This window comes from Chryseobacterium sp. T16E-39 (assembly GCF_002216065.1).
Lineage (GTDB): Bacteria > Bacteroidota > Bacteroidia > Flavobacteriales > Weeksellaceae > Chryseobacterium.
In genome coordinates this window covers 3,673,298-3,687,310 of the sequence record NZ_CP022282.1, presented here as the reverse complement: position 1 = coordinate 3,687,310, position 14,013 = coordinate 3,673,298, and the positions used below count along the sequence as shown (strand labels likewise).

Here is a 14,013-nt window from a genome sequence, read left to right as displayed (position 1 = left end):
AGATTTTAGAATTTAGATTTTAAAAAAGTAACGGTCATTTAAAAACTATCCTCTAAAATTTTATTAATTATTTTTTTTATCTCTTGAAGGTCTTCTGTTATCTCTATCTCCTCTGTTTCCACCTCCTGAAGGTCCTTTTTTCTGTTGTCCCACTAGTGGAGAAAGTTCTCTTTTACCGTAAACTTCACCTTTCATGATCCAAACTTTCACTCCTAGTTTACCATATTGAGTCAATGCTTCTCCAATATGATAATCGATATCAGCTCTGAAAGTAGACAAAGGAATTCTTCCGTCTTTGAAAGATTCGCTTCTTGCCATTTCAGCACCATTCAATCTACCAGAGATCTGAACTTTGATACCTTCTGCACCCATTCTCATTGTGCTTGCGATCGCCATTTTAACAGCTCTTCTGTAAGAAATTCTGTTTTCAATTTGCTTAGCAATGCTATCAGCAACTAATACTGCGTCAAGTTCAGGTCTTTTGATTTCGAAAATGTTGATTTGAATATCCTTTTTAGTCAATTTCTTCAACTCTTCTTTTAATTTATCAACTTCCTGACCTCCTTTACCGATGATAAGTCCCGGTCTAGCAGTAGTAATAGTAACTGTTACTAATTTCAGTGTTCTTTCAATATAAATTTTTGAAATACCACCTTTAGATAATCTAGCTTCAAGGTATCTTCTGATTTTGTAGTCTTCAGCGATTCTGTCTCCATAATCGTTTCCACCAAACCAGTTAGAATCCCATCCTCTGATGATACCTAATCTGTTACCAATTGGATTTGTCTTCTGTCCCATACCTTGATTAATTTTCTTTATTACCTAAGATTAGTGTAACGTGGTTAGATCTTTTTCTGATTCTATGACCTCTACCTTGTGGAGCTGGTCTTAGTCTCTTCAATTGTCTTGCACTATCCACGAATATTTCTTTAATGATAAGGTTTGCTTCTTCAATATCAGCACCCTCGTTTTTAGCCTGCCAGTTTGCCATAGCAGAAAGAAGTAATTTCTCTAATTTGTTAGATGCATCCTTCTTAGAATATTTTAGGATATAAAGAGCTTTATCTACCTGCTCTCCTCTAATGATATCAACTACTAATCTCATTTTTCTAGGAGAAGACGGGCAATTATTTAATGAAGCTTTTACAACGTCTTTGTTAGCTTCTTTTCTTGCGATTGAACTATCTTGTTTTCTTGATCCCATGATTATCTGCTTCCTTTATTTTTGTTACCACCATGACCTCTAAAAGATCTTGTTGGAGAAAATTCGCCTAACTTGTGACCAACCATGTTTTCTGTAACATATACAGGGATAAAAGATTTCCCGTTGTGTACAGCAATAGTTTGTCCTACAAAGTCCGGAGAGATCATCGATGCTCTAGACCAAGTTTTGATAACTGTCTTTTTACTAGACTCTATATTTGCCTGAACCTTCTTATCTAAAGTATGATGAATGAACGGTCCTTTTTTAAGTGATCTTGCCATAATTATTTTCTTTTAGATACGATGTAACGGTTAGACACTTTGTTTTTCTTTCTAGTTTTGTAACCTTTAGCAGGCTTACCGTTTCTAGATCTTGGGTGACCTCCAGAAGAACGTCCTTCACCACCTCCCATTGGGTGATCTACAGGGTTCATTACTACCGGTCTAGTTCTAGGTCTTCTACCTAACCATCTGCTTCTACCAGCCTTACCTGAAACAGTTAACTGATGATCAGAGTTAGAAACAGATCCAATCATTGCATAACACTCAGTAAGGATCATTCTAGATTCTCCTGAAGGCAATTTGATGATTGCATATTTTCCATCTCTTGAAGTTAATTGAGCTGAAGAACCAGCACTTCTTGCTAAAATAGCACCTTGTCCAGGCTTCATTTCAACACAAGAAATTACAGTACCCAATGGAATGTTTTTCAATTTCATTGCGTTACCGATATTCGGTTCTACGCTTTCTCCTGAAACTACCTTTTGATCTACTTTAATACCGTTTGGAGCGATGATGTATCTCTTCTCTCCGTCTGCGTACTCTAATAAAGCGATAAATGCAGTTCTGTTTGGATCATATTCTACAGTTTTTACCGTTGCTTCAACATCATGCTTGTTTCTTTTGAAGTCGATAATTCTGTATTTCTTTTTGTGTCCACCTCCGGTGTAACGCATGGTCATTTTACCAGTTTGGTTACGTCCACCTGACTTACTAATACCAACTGTTAGAGACTTCTCTGGTTTGTTGGTAGTAATTTCCTCAAAATTGTTTACAATTCTGAATCTCTGTCCTGGGGTGATAGGTTTTAATTTTCTAACAGACATTACTATTATTTATAATTAATAATTAATTTACAGCGAAAATATCGATTACTTCCCCTTCAGCAAGAGTAATAACCGCTTTTTTCAATTTGTTTGTCTTCCCTACTTGAAGACCTTTTTTAGTGTGTTTCGAAGAAACCTTCGGAGCATAAATCATTGTTCTAACGTCTGCTACTTTCACACCATAAGTTGCCTCTACAGCTTTCTTAATCTGGATTTTATTCGCCTTAGTTTGCACCAAGAAAGAATAAGCACCTCTTAAATCTGTAAGATAGTTTGCTTTTTCTGAAATAACTGGTTTAATAATAACTGACATGATTTATTTCTTTAGATTTTCCTGGAATTTTTCAACTGCACCTTCTAAGAATACAATCTCACCTGCATTGATTAAGTCATAAGAGCTAATCTCATTGAACTTCATCACTTTAGTCTTAGGTAAGTTTCTTGAAGATAAATATACATTCTTATTAGTATCAGGAAGAATGAATAAAGATTTCTTATCGCTCAATGCTAATGCATTCAAGATTGTGATGAAATCTTTAGTTTTAGGAGCAGAAATGCTCAAACCTTCCACAATTTTAATACTGTTATCTCTCATTTTCTGAGATAAAACAGATTTTTTCGCTAATCTCTTAAGAGCTTTGTTCAATTTGAATCTGTAGTCTCTTGGTTTTGGACCGAATACTCTACCTCCACCTCTAAATGTTGGAGATTTAATATCACCATATCTAGCAGAACCAGATCCTTTTTGCTTCTTAAGTTTTTTCGTAGAAGCAGTAATTTCGCTTCTTTCTTTTGATTTATGAGTACCTTGTCTCTGAGCGGCAAGATATTGCTTAACTTCTAAGTAAACCGCGTGCTTATTTGGCTCGATACCGAATACAGATTCGTCTAGAGTTACTTTTTTTCCGGTCTCTTTTCCTGATGTATTTAATACTACTAATTCCATTTTCTGATAATTACATAAGAATTTTTAGCTCCCGGAACAGCACCTTTTACTACTAAAAGATTTTGTTCTTGATCCACTTTTAATACTTGAAGGTTTTGAACAGTTACCTGCTTACCTCCCATTCTACCCGCCATTCTCATTCCTTTGAATACTCTTGAAGGATCCGATCCAGCACCGATAGAACCTGGAGCTCTAAGTCTGTTGTGCTGACCATGAGTAGCTTGCATTACACCTCCAAATCCGTGTCTTTTAACAACACCCTGGAAGCCTTTACCTTTTGAAGTTCCTGTTACGTCAACATATTCACCTTCAGCGAATAGATCAACTTTTACTTCTTCTCCTACTTTTACTTCATCAACGAATTCCCTGTAGAATTCTACTAATTTAGCTTTAGGAGCAGAACCAGCCTTTTTAAAATGGCCAGCTAACGCTTTACCAACGTTCTTTTCACTCTTGTCATCGAAACCTAACTGAACTGACTTATAGCCGTCCTTTTCAATGGTTCTGACCTGTAAAACCGAGCACGGACCAGCTTGAATAACTGTACAAGGAATGTTTTTTCCTTCTTCGTTAAACAAAGACGTCATACCGATTTTTTTACCAATAATACCTGACATTGTTTATGTTATAATAAAATTTATCCTTTATTTATGCTCATTTTTAGCAAGCTAAAGTAATTTCCACGTTTGAGATGGGCATACTTTTCCCCTAAAATGAGTGTGCAAATTTATGGATAATTTTTAGATTGACAAATTTTATAGCAAAATATTTTGATTTTTAGTCGTTTACAAAATCAAACCTGCTTTTAGCTATTATCTAAAATGACCTTAGAACAAGATCCGGACTACTTGGTAATAACGCTTAAGCCAATTTCTTCGAGCTTCTTTTTATCCTCTCCTAAAATACCATCATCTGTAATCAGATAATCTATTTTATCCAGTGAGGAGATCTTACCGAAGCCTTTTTTATTTAGCTTTGAAGAATCCGCCAATATCATAACCTTATCAGAACACTCTATCATCAGTTGATTTAAATGTGCCTCTGCTGCATTGGATGTACTGATCCCAAACTCCATATCAATACCATCTACACCGAGAAATAATTTATTACAGGAAAACTGAGCAAGAATAGTTTCAGAAATAGAACCTACTATAGAAGTTGAACTTTTTCTCACCTCTCCCCCTAATTGTATAATATTAATGTTAGGATTATTGCATAACTCTAATGCCACCCTTAAAGAGGAAGTAAGAACAGTAAGTCTGCCAAAGTTCACCAACATTCTGGCAAGATAATGCATCGTTGTCCCAGAAGCCAGAATAATGCAGTCGTTTTCTTCGATAAGCTTCAAAGCAGCTTTTGCAATACTTTGTTTCGCTTCTACGTTGATATTTTCCTTTTCATCCACATTCTTTTCATACGCATACCTTACATGCTTACTCGCACCTCCATGATTCCGGAAAAGAAGACCCAAACTTTCTAAATAGTTCAAATCCTTTCGAATCGTAACAGAAGAAACATTATACTTTTCGCATAGCTCCTGAACAAGAACATAGTCTTTTTTATCTAGTTCCTGCAGTATCTCGTTATGCCTTGGTATTAATTTTTCCATTCTTTTTCTTTTACCAAAGTTATTATTTTTTCTAAGATTAGAAAAATTTCGATTATTTTCTTTTTACTTTCATTTTTAATTACTAGCTTTGATTTCGAAACTTAACGAAACATTATGAAACGAAACGAAGAACTCAGCAAATTAACCTCTGTAAAAGAATGGGACTTTTTGGTCATCGGTGGAGGAGCAAGCGGTTTAGGTTCGGCATTGGATGCAGTAAGCAGAGGATTTAAAACAGTACTGTTGGAATCTCACGATTTTGCGAAAGCGACTTCCAGCAGGAGTACAAAACTGGTACACGGTGGTGTACGGTATTTAGCACAGGGAGACATCGGTTTGGTAAAGGAAGCTTTAAAGGAAAGAGGATTGCTGGCAAAAAACGCCGCTCATGTTGTAAAAAATCAGTCTTTTATTATTCCAAACTATACTTGGTGGGGAGGAATTTATTATAAAATCGGGCTTTCGATTTATGATTTCCTAGCGGGAAAACTAAGTTTAGGAAAAACGAAATACATCAGCAAATCAAAAACAGTTGAGAAACTTCCAACCATTGAACAAAAAAACCTGGCAAGCGGTGTCGTTTATCAGGATGGACAGTTTGATGATGCCAGATTAGCAGTTAATTTAACGCAGACAATTATTGAAAAAGGAGGAGCAGCTGTTAATTATGTTAAGGTAATCAATTTAATTAAAAACGATTCTGATAAAGTAATCGGTGTCATTGCAGAAGATCAGTTTACTAAACAGCAATTTGAAATTCATGCAAAAGTTGTGATCAACGCAACCGGAGTTTTTACGAACGACATCTTAAATATGAATAATCCGAAGCACGGAAAATTCGTCGTTCCGAGTCAGGGGATCCATTTGGTTTTAGATAAATCTTTCTTGAAAAGTGATGATGCGATCATGATTCCAAAAACTTCAGACGGTAGAGTTCTATTTGTCGTTCCTTGGCACGACAGAGCTTTAGTGGGAACCACGGACACTCTATTGGAAAGTGAAAGCTTTGAACCCCGTGCATTGGAAGAAGAAGTGAAATTTGTGCTCAATACAGCAAGACAATATTTAGCAAAAAAACCAACACGCGAAGACGTAAAATCGGTTTACGCGGGACTTCGTCCACTTGCCGCTCCTAAAGATGGAAGTAAAAGTACGAAGGAAGTTTCAAGAAGTCATAAAGTGATAACATCTGATACAGGATTGGTTTCTATTATCGGAGGAAAATGGACCACTTACCGAAAAATGGCAGAGGATACTATCGATAAGGCCATGCAGGTTCACCAATTGGGAACAGCAGCTTCTAAAACTGAACACCTTTCAATTCACGGAAATATGAAACCTGAAGCGGTTGACAGAAGCAGCCATTTATATGTGTACGGTTCCGACATTCCGGAAATCAAAAAACTACAACAAAGCAATCCTGAATTTTCAGAAAAAATACATCCTGATCATCCATTTACCATTGCTGAAGCAATTTGGGCAATCCGAAACGAAATGGCACAGACCATTGAGGACATCCTTGCCCGAAGAGTCCGCCTTTTATTTTTGGATGCGAGAGCAGCGATCGACAGTGCACACAAGATCGCCTCTATCATTGCAAAAGAAAACGGCCATTCACAAGAATGGGCAAATGAACAGGAAAGAGAGTTTATCGAATTGGCGAAAGGATATTTACTGACTCCTTATTCACCAAGATCTATTTAACCTTAATTAATGTCACATCATGAGTGAAAAGTTAATTCTCGCTCTGGACCAAGGTACGACCTCGTCAAGAGCCATTTTATTCAATCACAGCGGAGAAATAAAATTTGTTTCTCAGAAAAGTTTTGAACAGATATTTCCTACTCCCGGTTGGGTAGAGCACGACCCCAATGAGATCTGGTCCTCCCAGGTTTCGGTGGCAGCAGAAGTTATTGCCAAAGCCGGAATTTCAGGACTGGAAGTTGCTGCAATAGGAATTACCAATCAGAGGGAAACTACCATCGTGTGGGATCGGGAAACAGGCGACCCCGTTTACAATGCGATTGTCTGGCAAGACAGGAGGACGTCTAAATATTGTGATTCTCTGAAAGAACAGGGATATACCGATATGATCAAAGATAAGACAGGGTTGGTATTGGATGCTTATTTTTCAGCAACCAAACTGAAATGGATCCTGGACAATGTCGAAGGAGCAAGAGAAAAAGCAGAAGCAGGTAAACTATGTTTTGGAACGGTTGACACCTGGCTGGTATGGAAACTTACCCGTGGTAAAATGTTTATCACCGATGTTTCTAATGCAAGCAGGACGATGCTTTTCAATATACAAACATTAGAGTGGGATAATGAGCTTTTGGAATTATTCAATATACCCGCAGCTATCCTTCCTGAAGTAAAGCAAAGCAGTGAAATCTATGGAGAAACTGCCACTACCCTATTTTCAACAAAAATTCCTATTGCCGGTATCGCAGGAGACCAGCAAGCAGCCTTATTCGGACAAATGTGTACGACCCCGGGAATGGTAAAAAACACTTATGGAACAGGGTGCTTTCTTTTGATGAATACAGGTAAGGAAGCTGTACATTCAAAAAATAACCTGCTAACCACTGTTGCATGGAAAATAAACGGAGAGGTCAACTATGCTTTAGAAGGCAGCGTTTTTGTAGGAGGGGCAGCAATTCAATGGGTGAGAGATGGGCTTAAATTAATCAACTCGGCTGATGAGATTAATGGCCTAGCTGAAACAGTTGAAGATAATGGTGGTGTTTATTTTGTTCCGGCACTTACGGGCTTAGGAGCACCTTATTGGGATCAATACGCCAGAGGAACTATTGTTGGAATCACTCGTGGAACAACTGACGGACACATTGCAAGAGCCACTCTGGAAGGTATTGCATTTCAGGTGTATGATATCGTAAAAGCAATGGAGGCTGACTCCGGGACAGGCAGTCTTGAACTGAGAGTAGATGGTGGAGCTTCCAACAGTGACCTGCTCATGCAAATCCAGTCTGACCTGTTCGGCTTTAAGATTACAAGACCAAAAACCCTTGAAACTACAGCATTAGGAGCTGCTTACCTCGCGGGACTTGCTGTTGGATACTGGAAAAGCATTGATGAAATCCAATCCCAGTGGATCGTCGACAAAGATTTCCACCCTCAACTGGAAAAAGAAAAAGCTGACAAGATGATTCATTTCTGGAACAAGGCGGTAAAACGTTCACAAAACTGGATAGAAGACTAATTCTCATTAAATAAAACATAAACTATGACTCCATTTGTAGCAGAAATTATCGGAACAATGCTTATGATACTACTAGGAAACGGTGTAGTGGCAAACGTTGTTTTAAAAGGAACGAAAGGCAATAATTCCGGCTGGATCGTAATTACTACAGCCTGGGCTTTGGCCGTATTCGTTGGTGTAACCGTTGCCGGACCTATCAGTGGTGCCCATTTGAATCCAGCAGTAACATTGGGCCTAGCCATAGCAGGGAAATTTTCCTGGGATCTGGTTCCAACTTACATTGCAGGAGAAATGATTGGTGCAATGTTAGGAGCTTTTTTAGTTTGGTTATTCAATAAGGATCATTTCGCAATTACAGAAGATGAAGGTGCAAAGCTAGCCTGTTTCAGTACAGGTCCTGCGATCAGGAAGCCTATCTCAAATATCATTAGCGAAATCATCGGAACTTTTGTCCTTGTTTTTGTAATCTTCCATTTTGCTGATCCCAGTCTCAGTGTAAGTAATGACCCAACTGCCAAAATCGGTCTGGGAACAGTAGGAGCTTTACCGGTGACCTTATTAGTCTGGGCTATTGGTCTATCTTTAGGGGGAACCACAGGTTATGCTATTAACCCCGCCCGTGATTTAGGACCTAGAATTATGCACGCTATCCTTCCTGTAAAAGGAAGCAGTGATTGGGGGTATGCCTGGATTCCTATTGCAGGCCCTGTTCTGGGAGCAACTCTTGCAGCCTTACTGCATCTTGCTTTAAGTTAAACCACAAAAAGTTTACATCATGAAAAAATTATTTTTTATATGCCTTATTATTTTGGGCAGAGGGAATCTTTTTGCCCAGGACAGTACAGAAACTAAAGACGATGGTCGTTTAGATTTCACAGCCAACATTCAGAACAATCACCTTTGGAGAGGATTAATTATCACGGATAAGCCTGTAGTGATGGGAAATCTTTCTTATGCTTTGGACAAAGAGAAGAAATGGAAAGTCGGAATATGGGGAGCCTCTTCTTTAGCTGATGATAAAGATGGCACTCATTACAAAGAAATCAATTATTATGTACAATACTCCGACGGAAGGCTTTATATTGGATTATGGGATTTATTTAATTCCAGAAATATTAATACAGCAGTTGCATCAGATGATATTTTCAACTATTCAAACAGAAGGACTGCTCATATTATTGACCTAAGAACGAATTACACTTTCGGTCCTTCATTTCCGTTAAACGTTGAAGCCGATATTATGCTCTATGGAGGAGCAAATGCTGGAGAAGTAGTTCTGGAACCTGATGGAAGCTATAAAAAAAATAAATATTCTACGTATGTACAGGTAAGCTACCCTGTGATTGCTCATCAAAAAGTAAATCTTGACGCATTCGTTGGCGGCGGATTCGCTTTCAATGACGGCACATTCCTGTACGGAAATGGAAAAAATAGCTTTGATATCGTGAATGTGGGTATTAAAGCTACTAAAGCTTTAAAAATAACAGATCACTACACACTTCCTGTTTCCATGATGGCTATGTGGAATCCTTCTAATAAATATGCAAGAATTCAATTAGCTGCAACCGTATTTTAAGAGTATTTTTTCTCAAATATAAAAACCATTCCATTATTATATGGAATGGTTTTGTTTTTTCATTTTTTTTTACGCTAAAGCTGTAAAACAAATTAAATACCGGGTTTTCACTATTTAATTCTTAGTTAAATATTTTTAAATTTGAGAAAAAAAAATGAAAAAGGTATTCGGTCTGTTTATTCTTTGCATTAGTATTCTCTCTTTCGCACAGTCGAAAGTACCATTCACAGGAAAAAGATCCTTCAATATTATGGAGGGATATAGCGGTACAGGCACACCCGCCTACTATCTTGATGTAAAAAAGAACGGTGATGTGCATTTTGGATATGTTCAGGTAAACCAGGCAAGCGGAGAGGAAACAGCTGAAGAAATCAATTCTGGAAAATATAATCCTAAAGTAATGAAAGCTCAATTCAAAAAGTTCAACGAAACCTTTTATGTAAAGTTTGACAAAGAAAAGATCTACCTTACAGATGAAAACGGAAATATTCAAAAATCAGAAGACTGCTGTTCAGTTTTAGAGAGTGACAAAGGAAGTTGTACCTGCGAAAGCGCTTTTTATCAATAATGAGAATTTCCACATTTTTATTAGTCCTTATTTTACTTACATCGTGCAGTGAAAAGGATAAACATCCATACACATTCTATTATTGGAAAACAAAACTGGCATTGGATCAGGAAGAAAAAAAAGCATTGGATAAAGCTACTGCTCCCTATCTCTATACCCGCTTTTTTGACATCAATAAGGTCAATGGAAGATTTCAGCCGGTTGCAGTTATTACTGAAAATAAAAGTTTCGATACGGATAAACAAATTGTTCCAACAGTCTTTATAACCAATCAGACATTTCTAAACATTTCAAAAGAAGAAATACAATTCCTTGCTGAAAACATTCATCATTTAATTGAAAAGAAAATAAAAGAATATCACCTGAATGCCGGTCAGGAAATTCAGATAGATTGTGACTGGACAGCCGGGACACGGGATGATTATTTTTCTTTTTTAAAACAGTTAAAAAAAATTTCGCATAAAGGTGTCAGCTGTACTCTTCGTCTTCATCAGGTAAAAGACAAAGCTCTCATGGGAATACCTCCCGTTGAAAAAGTATACCTGATGTGCTATTCTACTTCTTCCCCTCTGGAGAACTCTGATAAAAATTCGATTCTGGATGTTAATATCTTAAAAAGCTACCTCTCCAAATTGGAAGATTATCCGATTAAGAAAATTGAAGTGGCCCTGCCAATCTATTCCTGGGGAATTGTTACCAATCATTTGGGAAAACATAAATTGATCAATGCACTTTCTCAAAATGATCTTAAAAATCCTAACTTTAAAAAAGTTTCAGATCATGAAATTGAGATTTTAAAAGACGGTTTTTATTTTGGAAATTATCTAAACAAGGGGTTTATGATAAAGGTTGAAGAAATTACCAATGATCAGCTTAGAGATGTGATTACGTTTTTAGATAAAAAAATACCAGAGTTTACTATCATTTATTATCAATTAGATGCTAAATTTGTTATTAACCAAAATTTTAAATTGATATCTAAATTTCAAGGTGATTTTTAAAATCATGGTATATCATAAAACACAACGTACAAATATCACAAATCTATATGAAAAAGTATATCCTCTCCTTTGCGGTCTTGTCCCTATTCTATACAAACTCTGAAGCTTGTGCATGGTCAGATCCGGATTATGAATATTTCAATCTTTTTACACAAAGTATTATAAAAGATAAATCTTATTTACCATTTCTACACAGCTACTCGACAAGATTCTATACTGATTTTAAGCCGGGTCAAATTCCGGATGAGAATATTGGCTCCTGGAAAAAGTTTTTTGGAAATCAACTAAGCTACGGAGAAACAGACTATCTGATCAATACCATTGGCCTTAATGAGCTGAATGATCTGAAAAAGGGGAATCCAAACAATCAGCTACTTAAAAAGCTTGGGAACGGTTTTTACCAAAAATATCGTGAGGGAATTGATTATTTAATTGAAGCTAAATATCTTGAACCTTATATGAGAATTAATTTTGTAGAAAATCCTAATTCTTATTTTTATGGAGGAACTCAAAACGATAAGAATGCAACCAGCCTTGACTACAATAAAACGATTTCAGCATTAACCTCTTTATATAATGCAGCTAAAAATCCGGAAGTTAAACAACGATACGGGTATCAACTGGTCCGCTTTAATCATTATACAAGAAATTATGACGCAGCGGTTCAGGCGTTCAAAACTTATGTCGAGCCTATAAGATTAAAGGGAGCTCCTTATTTCATGTCACTTGATCAGCTAGCCGGAGCACAAAGAGGCTTACAGATGAACAGTGATGCCAACTGGAATTTCTTTCAGGTTTTTATGAACAGTGACAGTCGTAAGGAATCCGCTTTTGTCTCTATGAAGCTCTCGGACACTGCTTCATTTAATAATATTTTAAAAAGAGCCGGCACAGATAATGAAAAGAATATGGCCTATTTCCTTTTAGGGTATGAAGATTTTACGAATCCAATTCCTATCATGGAAAAAATGTACGCCATCAATCCAGATTCGGAGATTTTAAAAGTTATGGCAGTACGAAGCATTAATGAGTTGGAAAGAACTTATCTTCCCACTTATTATTATACTTCTGATGACACAGATCACACCACCGCCCAGAAAGATTCCAAAACTTCTGACCCCCAAGCCAAGTCAGAAACTACTGAAGCTAAACCAAAGGAACTTTCATTCTGGCAGAAGATCGTAAGATTTTTTAAAAACCTGTTTGGGGGATCAAAATCAGAAAAGACTGCTGATGGTACTTCCGATCAGAGTGATGATGAATTACTAGATAATCCCGACCGAATTCCATTCCATTCAAAGAATCAAAATTACTGGTATGGTGACAATAAGCAGATAGACTACCTTAATGATCTTGAAAAGTTCACTGAAAAAACGAAAGAGAAATCCAAAGATGAGTATTGGCAGATTGCAGACGCTTATCTTAAATTTTTGAAAAAAGACTATAAAGAAAGTACGGAAATCCTAGAAGATATCAAAACCACAAATCCTGAGTATCTGGAAGAGATCAAAAGGATGAAAGTGCTTAACGATATTGTATCCCAACCGAAGATAACTTCAGAATATGAGAATCATCTGATGAAGGATTATCCTGAATACTTTATTGAAAAAGAAGTGAAAACAGACAGTACAAATAGTGATTATGATAATTATTATGGTCCTGTCCCTTCTACAGCTTCATTCCTCAAAGATGTTTTAGCCAATCGTTATTTCTTACAGAAAGAAGATGGAAAATCATTTTTAATGAGCAATAAATTATCTGACCTCCAGTACAATCCTAATTCAAGCTTAGTGAAGAGCGTTGAAGATTTTTACAGAAAACCAAACAAGAACCAGTTTGAACAACAAATTATTGCTAAGAACATGGATGATGTGGGAGATATTGAAGCATTTTTTAGTGTGATTTATGGAGACCGTGCCATGAGAACGGCAGATTTCGAAAAGGCCAGAACGTATTATCAAAAGGCACAAGGCTTTGTTGGAATCCCACGGATTAACTATGATTGGGTGTCAAATGAAAAACCAAAAGTTCCGCATCAATATGCACAAGGTGAATACAATGGTTTCAGAAATATTTCAAGTTACGTTTTTGGACATAATGTATGGGAGAGCTATGAAAGCGAAGCCTCAACCAGCATGGAAAATGAAGATTATTCTCAATTCCCTTTTATTAAAACAACAATGGATAAACTTGAATTGGCCGACGCAGCTATCCAGCTTAAAAAAATAGCAGGAGGAAAGGATGGAAAATCAGCAAAAGCAAGCCAGCTCATTGGAAACCTATTGTACAACACTTCTATTCTTGGATACTACAGGCAGTTATTCGTAATGGATGTTGATAACACCAATGGAGGCAAATATGACTTCTGGAATACAGATAAGAAAACTCCTTACCAATATTATTATAAGAACTTCCTGTATAAGTCATATATGGAACCTGATAATTTTGACCTCGCTATTAATTACTATAAAAAGGCTTTAGAACTTTCCACCAGTAAAGAAGAAAAAGCAAGAATACTTTTCCAGATGGCCAGTGCAGAACAGGGGAAATATTATCAGTATGAGGCAAAGAATCCGTCTAATATTAGTTATTCCGACCCTAAATACTCTGAGAAAAGTGATGCTTATCAAAAGCAGTTGGATGATACTAAGAATCAAAAATTCCGCACATACTTTGCTTTACTGAAAACACAGTATTCTGATACCGAAACAGCAAAAAGTCTTATGGGAAGCTGTTCTTATTTTAGTTATTTTATGAAGTAATTTATATTTATAAAAACAAAAA

The 14,013-nt window shown here is 36.7% G+C and carries 15 protein-coding genes; 7 read left to right on the top strand and 8 right to left on the bottom strand.

The window, feature by feature from the left end; translation table 11 throughout:
• Positions 1-63: 63 nt before the first annotated feature.
• From rpsC to CEY12_RS16655, 8 genes are all read right to left on the bottom strand, one after another.
• The gene (gene rpsC, locus CEY12_RS16690; protein WP_034684829.1) at positions 64-798 is read right to left on the bottom strand and encodes a 30S ribosomal protein S3; all 735 of its coding nucleotides are present in this window, start codon (positions 796-798) and stop codon (positions 64-66) included.
• A 7-nt stretch (positions 799-805) separates the two neighbouring features.
• Positions 806-1,204, bottom strand: coding sequence for a 50S ribosomal protein L22 (gene rplV, locus CEY12_RS16685; protein ID WP_089028766.1), 399 nt, complete (start codon positions 1,202-1,204; stop codon positions 806-808).
• A 2-nt stretch (positions 1,205-1,206) separates the two neighbouring features.
• Entirely contained in the window at positions 1,207-1,485 is a 279-nt protein-coding gene (gene rpsS / locus CEY12_RS16680) for a 30S ribosomal protein S19 (RefSeq protein ID WP_089028765.1), read from the bottom strand.
• A gap of 2 nt (positions 1,486-1,487) precedes the next feature.
• A complete protein-coding gene (rplB, locus tag CEY12_RS16675) occupies positions 1,488-2,309 on the bottom strand; it encodes a 50S ribosomal protein L2 (RefSeq protein ID WP_089028764.1) in 822 nt (273 codons plus the stop codon).
• A gap of 22 nt (positions 2,310-2,331) precedes the next feature.
• Positions 2,332-2,622, bottom strand: coding sequence for a 50S ribosomal protein L23 (gene rplW, locus CEY12_RS16670; protein WP_089028763.1), 291 nt, complete (start codon positions 2,620-2,622; stop codon positions 2,332-2,334).
• A gap of 3 nt (positions 2,623-2,625) precedes the next feature.
• Complete coding sequence (gene rplD / locus CEY12_RS16665) at positions 2,626-3,255, bottom strand: 50S ribosomal protein L4 (protein ID WP_089028762.1); 630 nt, start codon at positions 3,253-3,255, stop codon at positions 2,626-2,628.
• Positions 3,246-3,872 (bottom strand): 50S ribosomal protein L3, encoded by a 627-nt coding sequence (gene rplC / locus CEY12_RS16660; RefSeq protein ID WP_007839520.1) that lies wholly within the window; start codon positions 3,870-3,872, stop codon positions 3,246-3,248. Before rplC ends, rplD begins: the two co-directional genes overlap by 10 nt.
• A gap of 227 nt (positions 3,873-4,099) precedes the next feature.
• Positions 4,100-4,864 carry a DeoR/GlpR family DNA-binding transcription regulator gene (locus tag CEY12_RS16655; RefSeq protein WP_089028761.1) on the bottom strand — a complete coding sequence of 255 codons (765 nt, stop codon included), beginning with the start codon at positions 4,862-4,864 and terminating at the stop codon, positions 4,100-4,102.
• 114 nt (positions 4,865-4,978) lie between these two features.
• Here CEY12_RS16655 and CEY12_RS16650 point away from each other — a divergent pair, with 114 nt between their 5' ends.
• The 7 genes from CEY12_RS16650 to CEY12_RS16620 all read left to right on the top strand — a co-directional run bounded on the left by CEY12_RS16650 (position 4,979) and on the right by CEY12_RS16620 (position 13,991).
• Positions 4,979-6,568, top strand: coding sequence for a glycerol-3-phosphate dehydrogenase/oxidase (locus CEY12_RS16650; RefSeq protein WP_089028760.1), 1,590 nt, complete (start codon positions 4,979-4,981; stop codon positions 6,566-6,568).
• A 19-nt stretch (positions 6,569-6,587) separates the two neighbouring features.
• The gene (gene glpK, locus CEY12_RS16645; protein ID WP_089028759.1) at positions 6,588-8,084 is read left to right on the top strand and encodes a glycerol kinase GlpK; all 1,497 of its coding nucleotides are present in this window, start codon (positions 6,588-6,590) and stop codon (positions 8,082-8,084) included.
• A 24-nt stretch (positions 8,085-8,108) separates the two neighbouring features.
• Positions 8,109-8,840 (top strand): MIP/aquaporin family protein, encoded by a 732-nt coding sequence (locus tag CEY12_RS16640; RefSeq protein ID WP_089028758.1) that lies wholly within the window; start codon positions 8,109-8,111, stop codon positions 8,838-8,840.
• 19 nt (positions 8,841-8,859) lie between these two features.
• Positions 8,860-9,660, top strand: a complete 801-nt coding sequence (locus CEY12_RS16635) for a hypothetical protein (RefSeq protein ID WP_228409717.1) — start codon at positions 8,860-8,862, stop codon at positions 9,658-9,660.
• Positions 9,661-9,814: 154 nt separating this feature from the next.
• The gene (locus tag CEY12_RS16630; RefSeq protein ID WP_089028756.1) at positions 9,815-10,228 is read left to right on the top strand and encodes a hypothetical protein; all 414 of its coding nucleotides are present in this window, start codon (positions 9,815-9,817) and stop codon (positions 10,226-10,228) included.
• A complete protein-coding gene (locus CEY12_RS16625; protein ID WP_089028755.1) occupies positions 10,228-11,229 on the top strand; it encodes a hypothetical protein in 1,002 nt (333 codons plus the stop codon). Before CEY12_RS16630 ends, CEY12_RS16625 begins: the two co-directional genes overlap by 1 nt.
• A gap of 47 nt (positions 11,230-11,276) precedes the next feature.
• On the top strand, positions 11,277-13,991 hold the full coding sequence (locus CEY12_RS16620; protein ID WP_089028754.1) for a hypothetical protein: 2,715 nt from the start codon (positions 11,277-11,279) through the stop codon (positions 13,989-13,991).
• Positions 13,992-14,013: the final 22 nt, after the last annotated feature.

Excerpts from the sequence above, each read along its gene's own strand:
- rplD (WP_089028762.1), bottom strand. The coding sequence starts at position 3,255 with ATGGAATTAGTAGTATTAAATACATCAGGAAAAGAGACCGGAAAAAAA.
- glpK (WP_089028759.1), top strand. The coding sequence starts at position 6,588 with ATGAGTGAAAAGTTAATTCTCGCTCTGGACCAAGGTACGACCTCGTCA.
- rplV (WP_089028766.1), bottom strand. The coding sequence starts at position 1,204 with ATGGGATCAAGAAAACAAGATAGTTCAATCGCAAGAAAAGAAGCTAAC.
- rpsC (WP_034684829.1), bottom strand. The coding sequence starts at position 798 with ATGGGACAGAAGACAAATCCAATTGGTAACAGATTAGGTATCATCAGA.
- CEY12_RS16640 (WP_089028758.1), top strand. The coding sequence starts at position 8,109 with ATGACTCCATTTGTAGCAGAAATTATCGGAACAATGCTTATGATACTA.
- CEY12_RS16620 (WP_089028754.1), top strand. The coding sequence starts at position 11,277 with ATGAAAAAGTATATCCTCTCCTTTGCGGTCTTGTCCCTATTCTATACA.
- rplB (WP_089028764.1), bottom strand. The coding sequence starts at position 2,309 with ATGTCTGTTAGAAAATTAAAACCTATCACCCCAGGACAGAGATTCAGA.
- CEY12_RS16655 (WP_089028761.1), bottom strand. The coding sequence starts at position 4,864 with ATGGAAAAATTAATACCAAGGCATAACGAGATACTGCAGGAACTAGAT.
- CEY12_RS16630 (WP_089028756.1), top strand. The coding sequence starts at position 9,815 with ATGAAAAAGGTATTCGGTCTGTTTATTCTTTGCATTAGTATTCTCTCT.
- CEY12_RS16625 (WP_089028755.1), top strand. The coding sequence starts at position 10,228 with ATGAGAATTTCCACATTTTTATTAGTCCTTATTTTACTTACATCGTGC.
- CEY12_RS16635 (WP_228409717.1), top strand. The coding sequence starts at position 8,860 with ATGAAAAAATTATTTTTTATATGCCTTATTATTTTGGGCAGAGGGAAT.
- CEY12_RS16650 (WP_089028760.1), top strand. The coding sequence starts at position 4,979 with ATGAAACGAAACGAAGAACTCAGCAAATTAACCTCTGTAAAAGAATGG.
- rpsS (WP_089028765.1), bottom strand. The coding sequence starts at position 1,485 with ATGGCAAGATCACTTAAAAAAGGACCGTTCATTCATCATACTTTAGAT.
- rplW (WP_089028763.1), bottom strand. The coding sequence starts at position 2,622 with ATGTCAGTTATTATTAAACCAGTTATTTCAGAAAAAGCAAACTATCTT.
- rplC (WP_007839520.1), bottom strand. The coding sequence starts at position 3,872 with ATGTCAGGTATTATTGGTAAAAAAATCGGTATGACGTCTTTGTTTAAC.